General features: G+C 62.9%; 2 protein-coding genes. Both read right to left on the bottom strand.

The annotated features are described in order from the left end of the window. Nucleotides 1–84: 84 nt before the first annotated feature. Complete coding sequence (locus tag KHP07_RS16725; protein ID WP_352152403.1) at nucleotides 85–15,057, bottom strand: non-ribosomal peptide synthase/polyketide synthase; 14,973 nt, start codon at nucleotides 15,055–15,057, stop codon at nucleotides 85–87. Between the two features lie 10 nt (nucleotides 15,058–15,067). After that, on the bottom strand, nucleotides 15,068–22,849 hold the full coding sequence (locus tag KHP07_RS16720; protein ID WP_214497548.1) for a non-ribosomal peptide synthetase: 7,782 nt from the start codon (nucleotides 22,847–22,849) through the stop codon (nucleotides 15,068–15,070). Nucleotides 22,850–22,852 lie beyond the last annotated feature (3 nt).

Genomic DNA, 22,852 nt, shown 5'->3' with positions numbered 1-22,852 from the left:
AATAAAAAGGTTGTGCATATCGACAGGAACAACCCATAAAAAACCCCCAGCCACTTGCGTGATTGGGGGCTTTTCGACCTCCGCTTATCTGCCCATCACATCCACGAAACTACTGACAAACTCAGGGTTGTCCACGATGCGCTCATGGGTGGTGTCGATCACGATCGATTGCGCGATTGCCATCTGCCCAAGCACTGCCCGCAGGCTCGACTCGATCAGCTCGCGATGTTGCCCACCCTTGCTCTGGGCAGCCCACCAACACAGTACCGGTGCCGTGATCGCCGAATATCGAGCCTCTTGCAACCGCTGATCCAACGCTTGCTTGATATCCCAGGACACCTGCGCCTCAGAACCTTCCAGCAGTTCGTGCTTCAGTGTCAGATAGGCTTCCCCCAAGGTGTGTTCAGCCCAGGCGTCCAGTCGCGCCCATTGCCGCGTTTGCTCTTGTTCGCTCGCTTGGGCCTCCTGCCAGATCGCCTGGACCTGCAAAGCATGCGACGGGAACATCACGCCGAGCAACTCAGCCCGCTGCGCTGCATCGGACAGGTGCCGATCGTCGATAACATCGTCTTCCTTCCAGAATGCTGTGACGTCATGCGGCGGCGGTGTGTCGACCAGACCAACGCGCTCGACTTCCCTGCCCGCCCGTTCCAGGCTGTAGGCCACGTCCAGCGCCAAGTTGCCGCCCAGCGACCAACCGGCCAGGCGGAACGGGCCTTGCGGGTGGGCGACCATCAACTGCTCGGTGTAGTCCTCAACCATACTCGCCCAGGAAGGCACCGGGCCGCCCTCTTCTGCCAGCGCTCGGCAGATCACACCCAGCACCGGGCGTTGCTCCCTGAGTGCCAGCGCTACCGCTTTATAACAATGCACCGAGCCATAGCTGGGGTGGAACAGGAACAACGGCGTACCCGATTCCACGCTGTTGAGCGGCACGATGAGCGATCGGCGCGTGCTACCAAGCAAGCATTCGACTTGCCCTTGCACTGTCGGATTGAGCATCAACTGGGTCACCGAAAGATTGACACCGCTGGCGTTCTTGATGCGTTCCTTGAGCATCAAGATCAACAAGGAGTGACCACCCAGTTCGAAAAAGTTATCGCGCAGGCCAACGGGGTCAACACCCAAAATATCCCCCCAGATCGCCGCAAGCTGTTTCTCCAGCGGGGTTTGCGGTGCCAGGTAAGCCTGGGCGTGCTGAGCCACATCAGGCTTTGGCAAGGCTTTGCGATCAAGCTTCCCGTTAGGGCTCAGAGGCATCTGCTCCAGCAACACCCACTGGGCCGGGACCATATAGTCCGGCAGGTGTTGGGCCAGGTGAGCGCTCAACACTGCGCGCCAGTTATCGCCGGCGCCTCGCAGCACCAGATAGCCCACTAGGTATGCACCATTGACCGCCAGCACGGCGGCCTCACGAACCCAGTCGTGTTCCAGTAGGCGCGCTTCGATTTCACCCAGCTCGATACGCAGGCCGCGCAGCTTGACCTGGTGGTCGATACGCCCGGCGTATTCAATCACGCCGTCTGCGCGGTAGCGCGCCAGGTCGCCGGTGCGGTACAGGCGTTCGCCTTTGACGAAAGGGTGAGCCACAAAGCGCTCGGCGGTAAGCGCCGGGCGGCGATGGTAACCACGGGCCAGACCGACACCACCCAGGTACAACTCGCCCAACACACCGACCGGCACCGGTTCGAAGTTGCTGTCAAGGATGTAGCAGCCCAGGTTGGCAATCGGTTTACCGATCGGCACCGTATCGCAGCCTTCCTCAACGCACGTCCAGTGGGTCACGTCGATGGCAGCTTCAGTCGGGCCGTACAGGTTGTAGAGCCCGGCTTGCGGCAGCTTGGCGAAGACCTGCTGCTGGGCATCCACCGGCAAGGCTTCACCGCTGCACACGATGCGCTGCAGGCTTTGGCAGGTCGACACCACTGGATCCTGCAGGAAGGCCTGCAACATCGAAGGCACGAAGTGCAACGTAGTGACCTGTTCCTGATTGATCAGGCTGATCAACTTGGCCGGATCGCGGTGATCCCCCGGCGCTGCCACCACCAGGCGAGCGCCGGTCATCAGCGGCCAGAAGAATTCCCACACCGATACGTCGAAACTGAACGGGGTCTTTTGCAGCACTGTATCGCTGACCTCCAGACCATAGGCTTCCTGCATCCAGTGCAGGCGGTTGGCCAGGGCTGAATGCCGGTTGCCGGCGCCTTTGGGTTGGCCGGTGGAGCCCGAGGTGTAGATCACGTAGGCAAGGTTTTCGCCGTCCAGCGCGATCCCTGGATTGGCGTCGCTGTAGTTTTCGAATGCAGACTCACCCAGCACCAGGGTTTGCAGTCCCTGGGGAATCGGCAACTGTTCATGCAAGTGCGCCTGGGTCAACAGCAGTTTCACACCACTGTCTTCCAGCATGTAGGCCAGGCGTTCACGCGGGTATTCAGGGTCGAGCGGCACGTAGGCGCCCCCGGCCTTGAGCACCGCCAACAGGCCTACCACCATGTCCATGGAGCGCTCTACCGCCAGGCCCACCAGCACGTCCGGGCCCACGCCGGCTTCAATCAGGCGATGCGCCAGGCGGTTGGCACGACGGTTCAGTTCGGCGTAGTTCAGGCGCTGTGCACCAAACACCAGAGCCGGTGCTTCTGGTGTCAGGGTTACCTGGTCTTCGATCAACTGATGCACGCCACGCTGCAACGGGTACTCACGCGCCGTTGCGTTCCAATCCTCGACGATCCGTTGACGTTGCGCGGCGGGCAGCGATGGCAGGTCTGCCAGACGCTCCATCTGCGGCAGCGTCAAGGCTTGCAGCAACTGTTGGAAATGCTCCGCCAGATGCTCGATCTCCTGAGCATCGAATGCAGAGTGAGCGTAGTTGAACTCCACCGCCAGTCTGTCACCCATGGCCAACAGCACGGTCAGTGGATAGTGGGTCTGTTCCAGGCTGTCCATCGCACCGAACCGCAGGCCCACCGGCGAGCCCTGCTCCAGCGCTTCGGACACCGGGTAATTCTCGAACACCAGGATGCTGTCGAACAATGCCTCGCCACCAAGCCCGGCCCAACGCTGGATCTCGAACAGCGGCGTGTGCTCCTGTTCACGCAGGCGCAGGTTTTGTTCCTGCACCTGCTGCAACCAAGCGTCGACGCTCAACTGCGGGCTTGGAGCGGCCACCACCGGTAGCGTGTTGATGAACAATCCGACCTGCTGCTCGATACCCGCCAGCTCGGCCGGACGCCCCGCAACCGTGGCCCCGAACGCGACGGTGTCGAGGCCGGTATGCCGTTGCAACAGCAAGAGCCAGGCGCTTTGCACCAGCGTATTGAGGGTCACTTTATGGCGCTGGGCAAGAGCCTTGAGCTGTTCGGTCGCCGTCTGCTCCAGTATCAGGTGATGAACGCCATTTGCCTGGGGCACACCCGACTCAAGGGTGATGCCACGGGACAGGCGCGTGGGCTCCTGCAAACCGGCCAACTGGGCTTTCCAGAAGGTCTCGCTGGTGACCGGGTCCTGGGCCTGCAACCAACCGATATAATCCCGGTAGCGCCCACTCGGTGCGCGCAACGGCTCGCCAGCATACTGTTGCAGTACCTCGCCGAACAGCTGCGAGGCACTCCAGCCATCCATCAGGATATGGTGGTTGGTGTAGATCAGATGATGGCTGTCAGGACCGGTGCGGACCACCATCAGGTTCAGCAAAGGCGCCTGTTCCAGCACAAAACCATCGGCTCGCAGGGTATGCGCCAACGCGTCAAGCGCCTGACCACTGTCTGCGCGCTGCTGCCAGTCGTGCTCGACAAACGGCACCTGCGCCGTCCGGTACACCACCTGCAACGGCTGCTCCAACTCGGTCTGCCAGAGGAAACCGGTCCGCAGAATATCGTGATGCTCCAGCGCGACCTGCCAGGCTGCGCGGAAACGCGCCACATCCAACCCTTGCACCTCCACGCGCATCTGGTTGATGTAGTCGCCCGAACCCTGGCCAAACAACGATTGGAACAACATGCCCTGTTGCATCGGCGAAAGCGGGTAAATGTCTTCGACCTGGTTCAACGGCAACCCCAAGCTATCCAACTGCGCCTGGTTCAAGCGCGCCAGCGGGAAGTCCGACGGCGTGGCGCCGGCCTGTCCGGGCTGGCAGCAGTGTTCGATCAACGCCTTGAGCTCTTCGGCGTAGTCATCGGCCAACTGCTGGATGCAAACCGGATCGAACATCTGCTGGCTGAATCCCCAGTTCAGGTTCAGCTCGCCGCCGTACACCTGGCCATTGATTTCCAGCCAGTTGCCCAGCGATGCGTCCGGGCTCTGATCGCTGCCGGCGGCGTCACCGGAGGGCGCAAACAGCCCCACGTGTTCATGGCTATCAAAACTCGCATCGAACTGGCCCAGGTAGTTGAAGGTAATGCGCGGCTGCGGCAAGTCTGCCAGTGCATCGCGTACCTGAGGCTGGCCAAGGTAGCGCAAGGCACCAAAACCGATGCCCTTGTCGGGAATGGCGCGCAGTTGTTCCTTGATCCCCTTCAATGAGCCAGCCAGGGTTGCAGCCGGCGTGAGTTTGATCGGGTAAATGCTGGTGAACCAGCCGACCGTGCGGGTCAGGTCGATCTCCTCGAACAGGTCTTCGCGGCCATGTCCTTCGAGGCGGATCAGGGTGGAATCGTGTCCGGTCCAGCGCCCGATTACCCGCGCCAGCGCCGTCAGCAACAGGTCGTTGATCTGGGTGCGGTAGGCGGCAGGTGCATCCTGCAACAGGCGGCGCGTGTGAGCGGCGTCCAAGTGTGTGATCGCGCTGCCGGCATGCCGGTTGCTCAAGCTCGCCTGCGGATTGGCGCCCGGCAGGTCAGATTCGGCGCCGTGCAATTGGGCTTGCCACCACGCCAGTTCCCGGGTCAGTGCGTCGCCTTGGGCATATCGCTGAAGCCGCTGCGCCCAGTCGCGGGTTGAACTGGTCTTGGCGGGCAACGCCACCTTGGCGCCACTGGCGAGTTGGCGATAGGCCGTTTGCAGGTCCTCAAGGAGAATCCGCCACGACACGCCATCCACCACCAAATGATGGATGACCAGCAGCAAGCGTTGCGAACCGTCGTTCAATTGAACCAGCACCGCACGCATCAACGGGCCCTGGTCAAGATCAAGGCTGCGTTGCGCCTCCTCACCCAAGGCGGCCAGTTCTTCGATATCGTGCAACACGCTTTGCCACAGCACGGCATCGGCCTGGTGGTGCTCGGCGGCGCGATACATACCCTGCCAGCCGTCCGTGCCCTCGAAAAACCGGGAACGCAGCGCATCGTGATGCATGATCAGCGCCTGCAAGGCCTGGGTAAGCAGCCCGGCATCGAGGGGCTCATGGGCTTTGAGCACCACCGACTGATTCCAGTGGTGACGTTCGGCAATCTCATCGGCGAAGAAGGCCTGCTGGATCGGCAACAGCAATGTTTCGCCACTCAAGGCCGCCTGATCGATCGCGAACCCGTCGTCCCCCTGGCGTGCCACACCGGCCAGGCTTTGTACGGTCTGGTGCTGGAACAGGTCCTTGGGCGTAAAGCGGATACCGGCCTGCCGCGCCCGGCTCACCACTTGGATCGAGATGATCGAATCACCGCCCAGCTCGAAAAAGTTGTCGTTCAGGCCTACTTGCGGCAAGCGCAGCACGTCGGCCCAGATCGCCGCGAGCTGTTGCTCCAGCTCGCTCTGCGGCGCCACATAGGCCTGTTGCAACAGGCTGGCGTCCGGTTGCGGCAGGCCCTTGCGGTCGAGCTTGCCGTTGGGGGTCAACGGCATCTGCGCCAGGAACATGAAGTACGTCGGCACCATGTAATCCGGCAAGCGGGTTTTCAACGCGCGGCGCAGGGTTTCACGGAACTCGGTTTCGTTGGCCAGGCTGCCGTCTGCGGGCACCACATAAGCCACCAACTGTTTACCGGTCGGTCCTTCCTGGGCGACCACCACGGTTTCGCCGACGTTTTCCTGCTCACGCAGACGCGCTTCGATTTCGCCCAGTTCGATACGGAAACCACGGATTTTCACCTGATGGTCGACACGGCCGAGGTAGTCCACCACACCATTCGGGCGGCCACGGGTCAGGTCGCCGCTGCGGTACACGCGGCTACCCGGTTTGCCGAATGGGTCCGGCACGAAGCGTTCGGCAGTCAGCGCCGGGCGCTCAAGATAACCACGGGCCACGCCTTCGCCGCCCAGGTACAGCTCGCCGGCTACGCCGATGGGTTGCAGGTTGAGTTGCGCGTCCAATACGTAGCCGCTGCGGTTGCCCAGCAGTGTGCCAATCGGTGCATAGACGGCGCCGCACGGGTCGCCCTTGCGCGCTTTCCACAGCAGTGGCGTGACCACGGTTTCCGTCGGGCCGTAGCCGTTGAACAGGTAGGTCGGCTTGAGTGCGCGCCAAGCCAAGTCGTAACTGGCCTGGGCGACGGCATCGCCGCCAAAGCAGTACACACGCACCTTCGGCGGGTTGCCGTCACGCTCGGCATGCTCGGCCAACTGTTGCAGGTACACCGGCGGGAACACCGCCATGGTCACGTTGTGGCGATGCATTTGCTGGTAGGTGTATTCCGGCAGCCACAGGCTGTCGTCGCGGATCAGCACGCTGGCGCCATTGATCAACGGGTGCATCCAGCCTTCGTGGGAGCCGTCGAAGGCAAAGGACATGAAGTGCAGTTCGCAATCGGCGGGCGAGGTTTCATAACGCTCGCCGGTGGCGATGATATGGGCTACCAGTGGTCCGTGAGCAACGGCGACACCCTTGGGCATGCCCGTCGAGCCAGAGGTGTAGATCACGTAGGCGAGGTTATCGCCGTCCAATTCGATTTGCGGAACCGTGTCACTGTGATCGGCCCATTCCTCGGTGCGATCAATCGCCAGGCTATCGAGGCCGTCGGGGATCGGCAGTTGCTGCAACGCGCTGGTGTGGGTCAGCAGCAACTTCGCACGACTGTCCTGCATCATGTACAGCAGGCGATCACGCGGGTATTCGATATCCAGCGGCACATACACGCCACCGGCCTTCATCACCGCGAGGAACGCCACCATGATTTCGGCGCTGCGCGGCATGGCGATGGCCACGCGCACTTCCGGGCCGACGCCACGGGCGATCAGCGCATGGGCCAGGCGGTTGGCCTGGCGGTCCAGTTCGCCGTAAGTCAGGGTTTGCGCGTCGAATTTCACTGCCACGGCATCGGGGGTTTCGCGGGCGCGGTCGCCGACCAGTTCGTGAACAAGTCGGGTAGCCGAGAAGCCGGCGTCAGTACGGTCCCACAGTTGCAGGATCTGTTGGCGCTCAGCCAGATCGAGCAAATTCAACTGGCCAATGCTCTTCCGTGGGTCTGCAACCATGCCCTGCAGCAGGTTCTGCCAATGCCGCGCCATGCGCTCGATGGTGGAGGCATTGAACAGGTCGGTGGCATAACCCAGGGTGGCCCAGATACCGTCAGTACCTTCATGCACATCCAGGTCAAGGTCGAAGTGCGCGGTATGGCTTGCCCATTCCATCCCTTCGACACGCAAAGTGGACAGTTGATGCTCGGTTGCGCCCAGGCGTGCCTCGGTTTGATGGTTGAACATCACCTGGAACAGCGGGTTGAGGCTCAGGCTGCGCTCGGGTTGCAGTGCCTCAACCAGTTGCTCGAACGGCAAGTCCTGATGGTCCTGGGCTTCCAGCGCACGGCGGCGGGTCTGCTGCAACAATTGCAGCACTGAGGTCTGCTCGTCGATATCGGCCTTGAGCACCTGGGTGTTGACGAAGAAGCCCAGCAACCGCTCGGTTTCGACTCGGTTGCGGTTGGCGATAGGCACTCCCACGCGCACGTCTTCCTGGCCACTGTAGCGATGCATCAACGCCTGGAACGAGGCCAGCAACAGCATGAACATCGTCACGCCCTCACGCTGTGCAAGGCCTTTGAGGTCGGCGACCAAGGTCGGTGGCAACTCTACAAACAGGCGCGCACCACGATGGCTTTGCTCAGCCGGGCGCTGGTGGTCGAACGGCAGCTCGAGCACTGGTTGCTCGCCACCTAGCAACGCCTGCCAGTAGCCCAGTTGCCGGTCCTTCTCGCCGGCGTCCATCCACTCGCGCTGCCAACGGGCGTAGTCTGCGTACTGGATCGGCAAGGCCGGCAACTGCACCTCCTGGCCCTGGCTGTAGGCGCTGTACAGTTGCACCAGTTCATCAACCATGATCTGCATCGACCAACCGTCCGAGACGATATGGTGCTGGACCAGCACCAACACATGCTCATCGTCGCTCAGGCGCAACAGCGTAGCCCGCAGCAACGGCCCAGCTTGCAGGTCGAACGGTCGGGCGATCTCGGCTTCGACTTGCGCCTTTACCTGCGCTTCATCGCTTTGACGCAAGGTAATCTGGACACGCCCTTGCGGCAGGATCACCTGCACGGTCTGCTCATCGCCCTGATGCAGATGGGTGCGCAGGCTTTCATGGCGTGCCACCAAGGCATCGAAACTGCGCTGCAGCGCGTCCAGGTCCAACCGGCCCTTGAGGCGCAAAGCGCTGGGCACATGGTAGGCGGCGCTTTCGGGGTCGAGCAACCAGAGGAACCACTGGCGTTCCTGGGCGTAGGACAACACCAACGGCAGCTCGCGAGACGCGGGAACCAACGCCGGCGCCGTCGAACCGCCGCGCTTGCCCTCGGTGTGCAGCGCGGCCACGAACCCCTGCAGGCGCGGTTGTTCGAACAGCACGCGCAAGGGCAACTCGATCCCCAGGTTATGCCGCAGGCGTGAAGCCACTTGCATGGCCAGCAACGAATGCCCGCCGAGTTCGAAGAAATGGTCGTTCAGGCCAATACGCTCGGCGCCGAGAATATCCGCCCAGATCGCCGCGACTTGCTGCTCCAGCGCACTGATAGGGGCCACCCACTGCTCGGTCGCCTGAGTCGCTTCCGGGCGTGGCAGGGCATGCCGGTCCAGCTTGCCGTTGGGGCTCAGCGGCAGGCGTTCCAGGAACATGAAGTGCGCCGGCACCATGTAGTCAGGTAGCTCATCGCGCAGCACAGCTCGAATGCGCTCACGCAAGCCAGGCTGCTCGGCTTCGGTCAGTGGGGTGACGAGGTAGGCAATCAGTTGCTGGTCGGCGGCGATCACCAACGCTTCGCGTACGTCGTCCTGTGCCAGCAGGCGCGATTCTATCTCGCCCAGCTCGATACGGAAGCCGCGCACCTTGACCTGGTGGTCGATGCGACCGATGTACTCGATCACGCCATCGGCGCGGTAACGGGCCAGGTCGCCGGTACGGTACAAACGCCCTCCCCCTAGCGGGTCGAAGGGGTCGGGGATAAACCGTTCGGCGGTAAGCGCGGCGCGGTTGAAGTAACCCCGTGCCAGCAGCGGCCCGCCAATCACCAATTCACCCGCCACGCCCACGGGCACCGGATTCAGGCTGGCATCCAGCAGGTAAATCGCACGGCCGTCCAGCACGCGACCAATGGGCATCATCTGCGTGACGGTCTCGCGACCTTCCACGTAGCCGGCGCAATCCAGGGCAGTCACCGTGACGGTCGCTTCGGTGGGGCCGTAGGTGTTGAGCAGGCGCACATGGCCCAACCCGGCGTCACGCCAGGAGGCAAGCCCTTCCGGCGGCATCGCCTCACCACCGGCATGCACTTGGCGCAGGCGGCCGTAATCGCGCACGCCGCGCTCGGCAAAGTCACGGGCGATCAAGTGCCAATAGGCGGTGGTCAGGTCAACCACCGAAATCTCATGTTCGATCAGTTGCGCATAGAAGGTGTCGCTGTCCCACAACTCGCCGCCGCGCACCACCACGGCGGCACCGCAGCACAGCGCCGGATACAGCTGTTCGACAAACCCGTCGAAATTGAACGTACCGAACTGCAACACGCGGTCAGCCGCAGTCAGTTCGAACAATTCGATAAACACCTCGACATGCCGTGCCAGCGAGGCCTGATCGATACCGACGCCCTTGGGCCTCCCGGTCGAGCCGGAGGTAAACATCAGGTACGCCAGGTTCGCGGGGAACGCCCGTACATCGGGGTTGCTGCACGGATACTCGGCGAGCCAATCCTGATCCCCTTCCAGGCAAATCAACGCCAGGCCAGGGCTGATCGGCAAGCGCTCCAGCAGCGGCTGCTGGGTCAGCAAAAGCTGCAGGCCACTGTCTTCGATCATGCATTGCAGGCGATCCTGGGGGTATTGCGGGTCCAGCGGGACATAGGCGCCACCGGCCTTGAGCACCGCCAACAGCGCAATGATCATCTCCAGCGAACGGTCCACGGCCACGCCCACCAAGCTGTCGGCACCCACGCCCTGCTTGATCAGTGCGTGGGCCAGGCGGTTGGCCCGCAGGTTGAGGTCGGCGTAGGTCATGCGCCGCTGATCCATGATCAAGGCGATGGCCTGGGGATGGCTGGCCACCTGTTGTTCGAACTTTTGCAGCACGCTGCCGTGGGCGGCACGCGACGGTTGCGGCGGGTTCCACGCGTACAGCATCTGCGCTTGTTCATCGCTGCCCAGGATCGGCAAGTCGGCGACACACTGTTGGGCATTCCCCGCCACACGCTTGAGCACGTTCTGCCAATGGGCGGCGAAGCGCTGCAAGGTGCTCGCGTCGAACAGTGCGGTGGCGTAAGTCAGCGAAGCCAGCAGCCCTTCGCCAGACTCTTCGGTGTCCAGGCTCAAGTCGAAATGCGCCGTGTGGCTGTCCCACGTCACCCCTTCCACATGCAGGCCAGGCAGTTGCTGGCCATCGCGCCGGGCTTGCGCAGCCGACTGGTGGTTGAACATCACTTGGAACAACGGGTTGTGGCTCAGGCTGCGCTCCGGTTGCAAGGCCTCGACCAATTGCTCGAATGGCAGGTCCTGATGCGCTTGCGCGCCCAGCGCCTGCTCCTTGACCTGCTGCAGCAGTTGGGCAAAGGTCATGTGCCCGTCAATCTCGGCCTTAAGCACTTGGGTATTGACGAAAAAGCCGATCAGTTGCTCGGTTTCCAAACGGTTGCGGTTAGCGATCGGCACGCCGACGCGGATATCCGACTGGCCGGTATACCGGTACAACAGTGCCTGGAAGGACGCGAGCAACACCATGAACATGGTCACACCTTCGCGCTGCGCCAAAGCGCGCAAGCTCTCGACCACCGAAGGTTGCAATACCAGGTCCAGGCGTGCCCCCTGATAGTTCTGCATGGCCGGACGCGGACGGTCCAGCGGCAGTTCCAGTACAGGCTGCACATCACCCAGACGGTCGCGCCAGTAAGCCAGTTGGCGGTCCTTTTCGCCCGCCTCCATCCAGCCACGCTGCCATTGGGCATAGTCGGCGTATTGAATCGGCAACGGTGCAAGGGTGGGCTCGAGGCCCTGGCTGTAGCCGGCATACAGGCTCACCAGCTCATCGACCATCACTTGCATCGACCAGGCATCCGAGACGATATGGTGCTGCACCATGACCAGCACATGCTCGCGCTCGTTCAGTTGCAGCAGCTTGATGCGCAGCAATGGCCCGGCCTTCAGGTCGAATGGCTTGGCGATTTCCTCTTGTACCAGCGTCTGCAACCGGGCAGGCCCGGTGGCGGTCAGGACTTGATACTCGATGACCGCAGTGGCCTGTTCGAGCACACGCTGGACGGTCTGGTCGGCGCCGGCGAAAAACACGGTTCGCAGGGTTTCATGGCGTTGCACCAGGGTGTCAAACGCCCGTTGCAGGGCCACGCGGTCCAGCGTCCCCAGCAGGCGCAACGCAACGGGAATGTGATAGGCCGCGCTGTCAGGCTCCAGTTGCCAGAGGAACCACTGGCGCTCCTGGGCATACGACAGCAGCAACGGTTGTTCGCGATTGACCGGAGTCATCTGCGCCACATCGGCACCCTTCTCACCCAGCGCCTGTACAAACGCCCCCAACACCGGTTGTTCAAACAGGCTCTTGAGCGCCACGTCGATCGCCAATGCCTGGCGTACCCGCGACACGACGCGCGTCGCCAGCAAGGAGTGACCACCCAGTTCGAAGAAATGATCTTCAAGACCAACCTGCGGCACCCCCAGCACCTCGGCCCAGATCGCAGCCACTTGCCGGGCCTTCTCGCCGACTGGTGCCACGTAGCGTTTTTGCAGCACGCTGACATCCGGCTTCGGCAGTGCCTTGCGGTCCAGCTTGCCATTGGGCGTCAACGGTAGGCGTGCCAGGAACAGCATGTGCGCTGGCACCATATAGTCCGGTAACCCGGCGCGCAGCGCGGTCTTGAGCGTTTCGCGCAGAGCACCCTGGTCGCCTTCCGAAGTCACGGCATGGGTCACCAGATACGCCAGGAGCTGGTCATTTTCGGCCACCACCACCGCTTCACGGACAGCGCTCTGTTCACGCAGGCACGCCTCAATTTCTCCCAACTCGATACGGAAGCCACGCACCTTGACCTGATGGTCGACGCGGCCTATGTACTCGACCACGCCATCCGCGCGATAACGTGCCAGGTCGCCGGTGCGGTACAGCCGCTCACCGTTGCGCGCAAAGGGATTAGGCACAAAACGCTCGGCGGTCATTGCGGCTCGGCCGTGATACCCGCGGGCCAGGCCAACACCGCCGATCAGCAGTTCGCCGCTGGTGCCGACCGGGGTCGGAGTGAGTTCGGCATTGAGGATAAACAGCGACGTGTTGGCGATGGGTCGACCGACAAACGGCAACGGCTCAACCAGTGGGTGGGCCGCCGACCAGATGGTGGTTTCGGTCGGGCCGTACAGATTCCACACCGTGCCCTGCTGGGCCAGCATGCGCTGGGCCAGGTCGGCCGGCAGCGCTTCGCCGCCGCACAGGCACTTGGCCCCGTGCAGTAAGGCACGGCGCTCGCTGTCCAGCAGCATGCGCCAGGTCGACGGCGTGGCTTGCACCACGTTGATCGCCTGCTCATGCACCAGGCTCAGGATCGCCTCAGGGTCCTGGGACACTGCCTTGTCCGCCAGCACCACTGTGGCGCCAATCGACAGGGGCACGTAGAGCTCAAGGGCGAAAATATCGAAGGAGAACGTGGTTAATGACAGCAACCGCGCTTCGGCGTCGATGCCCAGGGTATCGGCCATGCCTTGTGTGAAGCTGCTCAGAGCGCCATGGCGTACCATCACGCCCTTGGGCTTGCCGGTGGAACCGGAGGTGTAGATCACGTAAGCCAGGTGTTCGTCGGTCAGCTCGACGTGCAGGTTTTCACTGCTGTAGCGCGCATCTTCCGACTCGCTGATGAACAGCACCTGTTGGTCGGCTGCCCGTGGCAGGCGCTCGTGCAGATCGCCGGCGGTCAAGAGTACGCGTGCACGGCTGTCTTCGAGCATGAACGCCAGCCGGTCGGCCGGGAACTGCGGGTCAAGTGGCACATAGGCGCCACCAGCCTTGAGGGTTGCCAGCAAGGCCAGCACCATGTCCACCGAACGGTCCAGCGCGACGGCCACCAGCACGTCCGGGCCTACACCGGCCGCGCGCAGGCGATGGGCCAGGCGATTGGCACGCCTGTTGAGTTCGGCATAGCTCAGCGCCTGGCCATTGCAGACCAGCGCAGTTGCCTCCGGACGCGCCTGCGCCTGGGCTTCCAGCAGGCGATGCACCCCGACATCCTGCGGGAATGCCTGGTGCGTGTGATTCCAGGCATGCACCAGTTGCTGCCACTGCATATCGTCCAGCAACGGCAGCTCGCCGACCCGACCGTTGCAATCCTGGGCCACTAGGTGCAGCAAACGGTGCCAATGCGCCAGGAAGCGCTCCAGCCCCGGCGCGTCAAACAGGTCGGTGGCATAGGTCAGGGACGCCTGGATGCCGTCAGCCGATTCCTGGGTGTCGAGGTTGAGGTCGAACTGCGACGTCTTGCTTTCCCACTCCAGCGCCTGCACGTGCAGGCCGGTGACGCCACCGCCACCGCCGCTGCGCTGGGTATCGGTCTGGTGGTTGAACATCACTTGGAACAACGGGTTGTAGCTCAGGCTGCGCTCCGGCTGCAGTGCTTCTACCAGTTGCTCGAACGGCAAGTCCTGATGCGCCTGGGCTTCCACCGCGCGCTGGCGGGTTTGGTGCAGCAGCTCACGGAATGTCATCTGACCGTCGATATCGGCCTTGAGAATCTGCGTATTCACGAAAAAGCCGATCAGCCGCTCGGTTTCCACCCGGTTCCGGTTGGCCACCGGCACGCCGATTCGGATGTCAGCCTGGCCGCTGTAGCGATGCAACACGGCCTGGAACGACGCCAACAGCAACATGAAGATTGTCACACCCTCGCGCTGCGCCAGGGTCTTGAGGCCCGCCACCAGCGACGCTTCAAGCGTCAGGTCAAGCCGCGCGCCAAGGTAGCTCTGCACCGCAGGCCGCGGGCGGTCCATCGGCATTTCGAGCACCGGTTGCTCACCACCGAGCATACCGGTCCAGTAACCCAACTGGCGCTCGCGCTCCCCCGCCTCCATCCAGCTGCGTTGCCACAGCGCATAGTCGGCGTATTGAATCGGCAAGGCCGGCAATTGCAGGTCATGGCCCTGGACATTGGCCGCATACAGCTGGACCAACTCGTCGACCATCACCTGCATCGACCAGCCATCAGAGACGATATGGTGCTGCACCAACACCAGCACATGCTCCTGGGGCGCCAGGCGCAGCAGCTTGACCCGCAAAAGCGGGCCTTGCTGCAGATCGAACGGCTGAGCGATTTCAGCTTCGACCAGGCCTTTGAGGTCCGACTCCTGGGCGTCAACCAGGGCAATGTCCACGCGCACCTGATCGGTAATCACCTGCAAGGCGCTGTCGCCCTCCTCCCGCAAATGCGTGCGCAGGCTTTCATGACGCATCACCAGCGTGTCAAAGCTGCGCTGCAACGCCGCCACATCCAATTGGCCGGTCAGGCGCAGAGCCCTTGGCACGTGATAGGCAGTGCTCTGCGGCTCCAACTGCCACAAAAACCACTGCCGCTCCTGGGCATAAGAGAGCCGAAGAGGCTCACCTTCCTGACGCTTGAAAACCGGGGCAATCTCAAACAGGTTGATGCCTTGCTGCTTGAGCATTACCGCCAGCGCTTTCTTTTGTTGCGCCGAAAGTGACCCTACCGACTCGATTAATGCTTGCACGCCACGCCCCTCAGGAAATCAATTTATCCAAATCTTCTGCTGATAGACGTTTGAGGGCCTCCAAGGATTTAGCCAATGCGTCCTGCACCGGCGAATTATTTGTCTGCTGGGCGGCGACATGGGCACTGAACTCGGCCAGGGTCGGCGTGGTGAAAATCGATTTGACGTCGAATTCGGCGTGCAACTGTTCGCGCAGGCGCACCACCACCTGGGTTGCCAGCAGGGAATGCCCGCCCAGCTCGAAGAAGTTGTCGTGCAGGCCCACCCGCTCCACGTCCAGCACTTCGGACCAGATCGCGGCAATCTGTTGCTCCAGTTCGCTGTTCGGGGCGACGTACTCGCGGGCTTGCAGGCTGGCGTCGGCTTTCGGCAGGGCTTTGCGGTCCAGCTTGCCGTTGGGGCTCAGGGGCATCTGCTCCAGCAGCATCCACTGGGCCGGGACCATGTAGTCCGGCAGCTGTTGCGCCAGATGGGCGCTTAGCACATCGCGCCAGTCGTCATCGGCGTTTTGCAGCACCAGGTAGCCCACCAGGAATTTGCCATCCTCCGCCAGTACGGCGGCCTCACGCACCCAGTCGTGTTCCAGCAGGCGCGCTTCGATTTCGCCCAACTCGATGCGCAGGCCACGCAGCTTGACCTGATGGTCGATACGCCCGGCGTACTCGATCACACCGTCTTCGCGGTAACGCGCCAAGTCGCCCGTTCGGTACAGGCGCTCGCCCTTGACGAACGGGTGGGCAACAAAACGCTCGGCAGTCAGTGCCGGACGACGATGGTAACCCCGCGCCAGGCCGATGCCGCCCAGGTACAACTCGCCCAGCACGCCGACCGGCACCGGCTCGAAGTTGCTGTCGAGGATGTAGCACCCGAGGTTGGCAATCGGGCGACCAATCGGCACTGCATCGCGGCCTTCATCGACACAGGTCCAGTGGGTCACGTCGATGGCGGCTTCGGTCGGGCCGTACAGGTTGTAGAGCCCGGCCTGGAGCAGCTTGGCGAAGACCTGCTGCTGGGCATCCACCGGCAAGGCCTCGCCGCTGCACACGATGCGGTGCAGGGTGTGACAGGTGGCAACCGTCGGGTCCTGCAGGAAGGCCTGCAACATCGACGGCACAAAGTGCAGCGTGGTGACCTGTTCTGTATTGATCAGCTTGATCAACTTGGCCGGATCCCGGTGATCGCCCGGCGCCGCAACCACCAGGCGTGAGCCAGTCATCAGCGGCCAGAAGAACTCCCACACCGATACGTCGAAGCTGAACGGGGTCTTTTGCAACACGGTATCGCTGACATCCAGGCCATAAGCCTCCTGCATCCAGTGCAGGCGGTTGGCCAGGGCAGAATGACGGTTGCCGGCGCCTTTGGGTTGGCCGGTGGAGCCTGAGGTGTAGATCACGTAGGCGAGATTTTCGCCGTTCACCACAATTTCAGGATTGGCGTCGCTGTAGCCTTCGAACGCGGCTTCACCCAGCACCAGGCTATTCAAGCCTTGCGGAATCGGCAGTTGCTCAAGCAGATGCGCCTGGGTCAGCAGCAGTTTCACGCCGCTGTCGTCGAGCATGTACGCCAAGCGATCACGCGGGTATTCCGGGTCCAGCGGCACATAGGCGCCACCGGCCTTAAGCACCGCAAGCAGGCCTACCACCATTTCAATCGAGCGCTCTACCGCCAGGCCCACCAGCACGTCCGGGCCCACACCGGCCTCGATCAATCGATGAGCCAGGCGATTGGCACGACGGTTCAGCTCGTCATAGCTCAAGCGCTGCTCGGCAAACACCAGCGCTGCAGCGTCTGGCGTGCGCGCCACCTGTTGTTCAATCAGTTGATGCACACAGTGCTGTAACGGGTAGTCCTGCGCCGTGGCGTTCCAGTCAACGACCACTTGTTGACGTTCCGCCAGCTCCAACATTGCCAGGTCGCCCAGGCGTTGTTGATCGCCGTCGAGCATGGCTTGCAGCAGGTTGACCAGATGGCGGCCATAGGTTTGCACTGTGACTGCGTTGAAATGCGCACGCGCAAAGCTGAATTGCACCGACAGCGTGTCACCGACATCCACCAGCACCGTCAGCGGAAAGTTGGTTTGTTCGCGAGAATCCGGCAGGCCGAAACGGATGCCACTGCCACCGCCCTGCTCCAGGGCCTTGGACACCGGATAGTTTTCAAACACCAGAATGTTGTCGAACAAGGCTTCACCGCCCTGCCCGGCCCAGCGCTGGATATCGTACAGCCCGGTGTGTTCATGCTCACGCAACGCCAGGTTCTGCGCCTGCACCGCTTGCAGCCAGTCGGCCACGGTCTGCTGGGCGTCCACCGCGCAGATCACCGGCAGGGTGTTGATGAACAGCCCGATCTGCTGCTCCACCCCCGCCAACTCTGCCGGGCGCCCGGCCACGGTGGCACCGAAGGACACCACCGACTGCCCGCTATGGCGCTGCAACAGGACCAGCCACGCCGCCTGGATCAGGGTGTTGAGCGTGACCTTGTGATTGCGCGCGAAGGCTTCAAGCCGTTCAGTCAGTGCGCGATCCAGGCTGAGCTGATGCTCGCCATGCCCGTCCGCCGCCGTCGGCTGGCTGCTGCCCAGGCGCGTGGGTGCTTGCAGAACGCTCAGTTGTTCGCGCCAGAAGGTTTCAGTCGCTGCGGCATCACGCTGCTGCAGCCAGCCGATGTAGTCGCGATAACGCCCGGCCGCTTCAGGCACTGCGACACCGGCATAACGTTGCAGCACTTCGCCGAACAGCCGCGAATTGCTCCACCCATCCATCAAGATGTGATGGCTGGTGTAGATCAGTTCATGGCGTTGCTCATCGGTGCGCACCAGTACCAGGCGCACCAGGGGCGCCTTGGCCAGATTGAAGCCCTGGCGGCGCTGGGCCTCCTGAAGGTTCTGCAATTCCAGTTCGCGCTCCGGCATGGCGCGCCAATCGAGGTGTTCGATCGGCAACCGAGCCTCGCGATAGACCACTTGGCACGGCCATTCGAGCTGGCCCTCCCAAAAGAACCCGCTGCGCAGTACATCGTGGGCTTGCACCGTGGCATCCCAAGCTTGCTGGAACCGCGCCACGTCCAGGCCATCGGCCGTCACGCGGATCTGGTTGATGTAGTCGCCGGCAGTCTGTTCATACAGGGTGTGGAACAACATGCCCTGCTGCATCGGCGACAGGGTGTAGATGTCTTCAACGGCATCGGCGGCCAACGGCAAGGATTCCAACTGCTGCTGGTTCAGGCGCGACAACGGGAAGTCGGACGCCGTCACGCCGTTGTTGCCAGGCGTGCAGCAGTGTTCAACCAATGCGGTCAGTTCGCGGGTGAAGGCCTGGCCTAAGGCTTCGATCTGCGGCGCGTCGAACATCAGTGGGCTGAAGGTCCAACCCATTTGCAGTTCGCCGCCGTACACCTGGCCGTTGAGGGTCAACCAGTTGCCCAGTGGCGCATCCGGGCTCTGTTCGGCGCCAGCGTTTTCCGAAGCTGGTGTGAACAGGCCGTCCGGCTGGTCAAAGCTGCCGTCGAACTGGCCCAGGTAGTTGAAGGTAATGCGCGGCACCGGCAGCGCGCTGAACGCCTGGCGCGTGGCGTCGTCGCCAAGGTAGCGCAGTGCGCCAAAACCCAGGCCTTTGTCCGGCACGGCGCGCAGTTGTTCCTTGACCTGTTTGATCGAGGCGGCCAGGGATTCGGCCGGGGTCAAGCGCACCGGGAACAGGCTGGTGAACCAGCCGAGGGTGCGGGTCAGGTCGATGTCGTCGAACAGGTCTTCACGGCCATGGCCTTCCAGCTGGATCAGGCTCGAAGCCTGTCCGGTCCACTGGCAGATGACACGCGCCAGCGCGGTCAGCAGCAGGTCGTTGATCTGAGTGCGATACGCCGTGGGCGCCTGTTGCAGCAATTGCCGGGTGCGCTCGGCATCCAGTTGGCTGACCACCGTCTGGGCCAGACGGCCGGGACGTGCGCCTTGCGGATCCCGGCACGGCAAGTCGGCAGGCGCGCCTTGCAGCTGTTGCAGCCAGAAGGCTTTTTCCGGCTCGATCGATTCGCTGCGGGCATGCGCCTGCAAACGCTCGGCCCAGGCCTTGAACGAAGACGTTTTGGCCGGCAATTTCTGCTGGCGATACAGGCTTTGCAGGTCCTCGAGGAATACCCGCCAGGAGACACCGTCCACCACCAGGTGGTGCATGACCAACAGCAGGCGCTGGGAACCGTCAGCCATTTCTGCGAGTACCGCACGCAATAATGGGCCTTGTTGCAGGTCGAGGCTGCGCTGGGCGCGCTCGCACAGGGCGTGCAGTTCGGCGGCGTCCTGCACGCTGGCCTGCCATAGCAGTGTTGCAGGTTGCGCATCATGCCGCGCAGTCCAGCCTTCGGCTTGCTGGCTGAAACTCAGGCGCAGCACGTCGTGGTGCAGGGTGAGCGCTTGCAGTGCAGCTTCCAATGGCTCGGCCAGCAGAGGCTGGTGTGGTGTCAGCAGTAAGGACTGGTTCCAGTGGTAACGGTCCGGCAGGTCCATGTCGAAGAACAATTGCTGGAACGGCAGCAACGGCGTCGCACCCTGCACCGGGCCCTGGTCGATCACCTGAGCCGTCTGCAACTGCGCCACGCGGGCCAAGCTGCGCACCGTTTGGTGCTGGAACAATGCCTTGGCAGTGAAATGGATACCGGCGGCACGGGCGCGGCTGACCACTTGAATGGAGATGATCGAATCACCGCCACGCTCGAAGAAGTTGTCGTTCAAACCCACTTGCTCGACGCCCAGCACCTCGGCCCAGATTGCGGCGATCTGCTGCTCCAGCCCACTCTGCGGCGCTTCGTAGTGGTGGGTGGCTTCGGGCTTGGGCAGGGCCTTGCGGTCCAGCTTGCCGTTGGGGCTCAGCGGCATCTGCTCCAGCAGCATCCACTGGGCCGGCACCATGTAATCCGGCAGGTGTTGGCCCAAGTGGGCACTCAGCATATCGCGCCAGTCATCACCGGCGTTGTGCAGCACCAGGTAGCCCGCCAGGTACTTGCCGTCAACCGCCAGCACGGCGACCTCACGCACCCAGTCGTGCTCCAGCAGGCGCGCTTCGATTTCACCCAGTTCGATGCGCAGGCCACGCAGCTTGACCTGGTGGTCGATACGCCCGGCGTATTCGATCACGCCGTTGTCGCGGTAGCGCGCCAGGTCGCCGGTGCGGTACAGGCGTTCGCCTCTGACAAACGGATGCGCGATAAAACGTTCGGCAGTCAAGGAAGGACGGCGATGATAACCACGGGCCAGGCCAACGCCGCCCAGGTACAGCTCGCCCAGCACGCCGACCGGCACCGGTTCGAAGTTGCTGTCGAGGATGTAGCACCCGAGGTTGGCAATCGGACGGCCGATCGGCACCGCGTCGCGGCCTTCGTCGATGCAGGTCCAGTGGGTCACGTCGATGGCCGCTTCGGTCGGGCCGTAGAGGTTGTAGAGCCCGGCTTGCGGCAGTTTGGCGAAGACCTGCTGCTGGGCGTCCACCGGCAGGGCTTCGCCACTGCAGACAATACGTTGCAGGCTTTGGCAGCTCGACACCGCCGGGTCCTGCAGGAACGCCTGTAACATCGACGGCACAAAGTGCAGCGTGGTGACCTGTTCTGTATTGATCAGCTTGATCAACTTGGCCGGATCCCGGTGATCGCCCGGCGCCGCAACCACCAGGCGTGAGCCAGTCATCAGCGGCCAGAAGAACTCCCACACCGACACGTCGAAGCTGAACGGCGTCTTCTGCAACACGGTGTCGCTGACGTCCAGTCCATAGGCTTCCTGCATCCATTGCAGGCGGTTCAGCAACGCCGAGTGGCGGTTGCCCGCTCCCTTCGGCTGGCCGGTGGAGCCGGAGGTGTAGATCACGTAGGCAAGGTTTTCGCCGTCCAGCGCGATGCCAGGGTTGGCGTCGCTGTAGGCCTCAAAGGCCGACTCGCCCAGCACCAGGCTGTCCAGGCCATCCGGGATCGGCAACTGTTCACGCAAATGCGCCTGGGTCAGCAGCAGTTTCACGCCACTGTCGTCGAGCATGTAGGCCAGGCGCTCACGCGGGTATTCCGGGTCCAACGGCACGTAGGCACCCCCGGCCTTGAGCACCGCCAGCAGGCCCACGACCATCTCGACGGAACGCTCCAGCGCAAGGCCCACCAGCACGTCCGGGCCTACCCCGGCTTCGATCAGGCGATGGGCAAGACGGTTTGCACGGCTATTGAGCTCGGCATAGCTCAGGGTCGCCTCGTTGAAGCGCAACGCCGGCGCATCCGGTTGTGCCAGCGCCTGGGCCTCGAACAACTGATGCACCCACTGCCCTTGTGGGTAGTCACGCTCGGTGGCGTTCCACTCAGAGAGAATCTGCTCGCGCTCATGGGCGTTGAGTGTCGCCAGGTCCTGCAAAGGCAACGCGGTGTTCGCCACGGCAGCGCGCAACAGGCTCAGCCAGTGCTCGGCCATGCGCGCCACGGTGGCGGCATTGAACAGGTCGGTGGCGTAAGTCAGGGAGGCCCAGATCGCGTCGCCGCTCTCCTGGGTGTCCAGGCTCAGGTCGAACTGGGCGCTGCGGGTGTCCCATTCGAGGTTGGCCACGCGCAAGCCCGGCAGCGCGTGCGCTGCTGCGTGAGTGCTGGCCTGATGATTGAACATCACTTGGAACAGTGGGTTGTGGCTCAGGCTGCGTTCCGGTTGCAGCGCTTCCACCAGTTGCTCGAAGGGCAAGTCCTGATGGGCCTGGGCCTCCAGCGCACGGCGCTTGGTGTGTTGCAGCAACTGGGCGAAGCTCATCTGGCCGTCGAGGTCGGCCTTGAGCACTTGAGTATTGACGAAGAAACCAATCAGCGACTCGGTCTCGACGCGGTTGCGGTTGGCAATTGGCACGCCGACGCGGATGTCCGGCTGGCCGCTGTAGCGATAAAGAAAAGCCTGGAACGAGGCCAGCAGCAGCATGAACATCGTCACGCCTTCACGCTGGGCCAGGGCTTTCAACCCCGCAACCAGTGCCGGCTCCAGCGCGATGTCCTGGCGCGCGCCGCGAAAGCTCTGTTGCGCCGGGCGCGGCCGGTCTAAGGGCAACTCCAGCACCGGCTGCGCGCCGCTGAGCAGTTCGCGCCAGTACGCCAGTTGACGGGCCTTCTCCCCCGCTTCCATCCAGCTGCGTTGCCACAGCGCATAGTCGGCGTACTGGATCGGCAGCGGCGCCAAGGCACAATCCTGGCCCTGGCTGTAGGCGGCGTAGAGTTGCATCAGCTCCTGCACCATCACGCCCATCGACCAACCATCGGAGACGATATGGTGCTGCACCAGTACCAGCACGTGTTCTTCTGCATTCACTGCGAGCAAGCTGACCCGCAACAACGGGCCTTGCTGCAAGTCGAAGGGACGGGCGATTTCAGCTTCGACGCGGGCCTTGAGGTGTGCTTCGTCGACCGTGCTTTCGGCGATCTCGATCACGCTGTGGCCCAGCACCTCCTGGGCACGCTCATCGGCGTCCAGGTGCAGGCGCGTACGCAGGCTTTCATGGCGTGCCACCAGGGTGTCGAAGCTGCGTTGCAGGGCGGCCTTGTCCAACTGGCCGCTCAGGCGCAAGGCACCGGGGACGTGATAGGCGTCGCTGTCCGGGTCCAACTGCCAGAGAAACCACTGGCGCTCCTGGGCGTAGGACAGCGGCAGCTTCTGGCCGTCCTCGCGGATCGAGGCAATCGGTAGCTGGGCGAAGCTCATGCCCCGGCTTTGCAGGCGCTGGTAAAACTGCTGGCGCTGTTCCAGAGGCAGGCGAAGAAAGCGCGAAACCAGATCGATATTAGGGTTGGAAAGCATGGT

The organism is Pseudomonas sp. VS40 (assembly GCF_018587885.1).
Classification (GTDB): domain Bacteria; phylum Pseudomonadota; class Gammaproteobacteria; order Pseudomonadales; family Pseudomonadaceae; genus Aquipseudomonas; species Aquipseudomonas pergaminensis.
This window is presented reverse-complemented; position numbering and strand designations above follow the sequence as displayed.

Coding starts and splice junctions, on each gene's coding strand:
- KHP07_RS16720 (WP_214497548.1), bottom strand. CDS start 22,849: ATGCTTTCCAACCCTAATATCGATCTGGTTTCGCGCTTTCTTCGCCTG.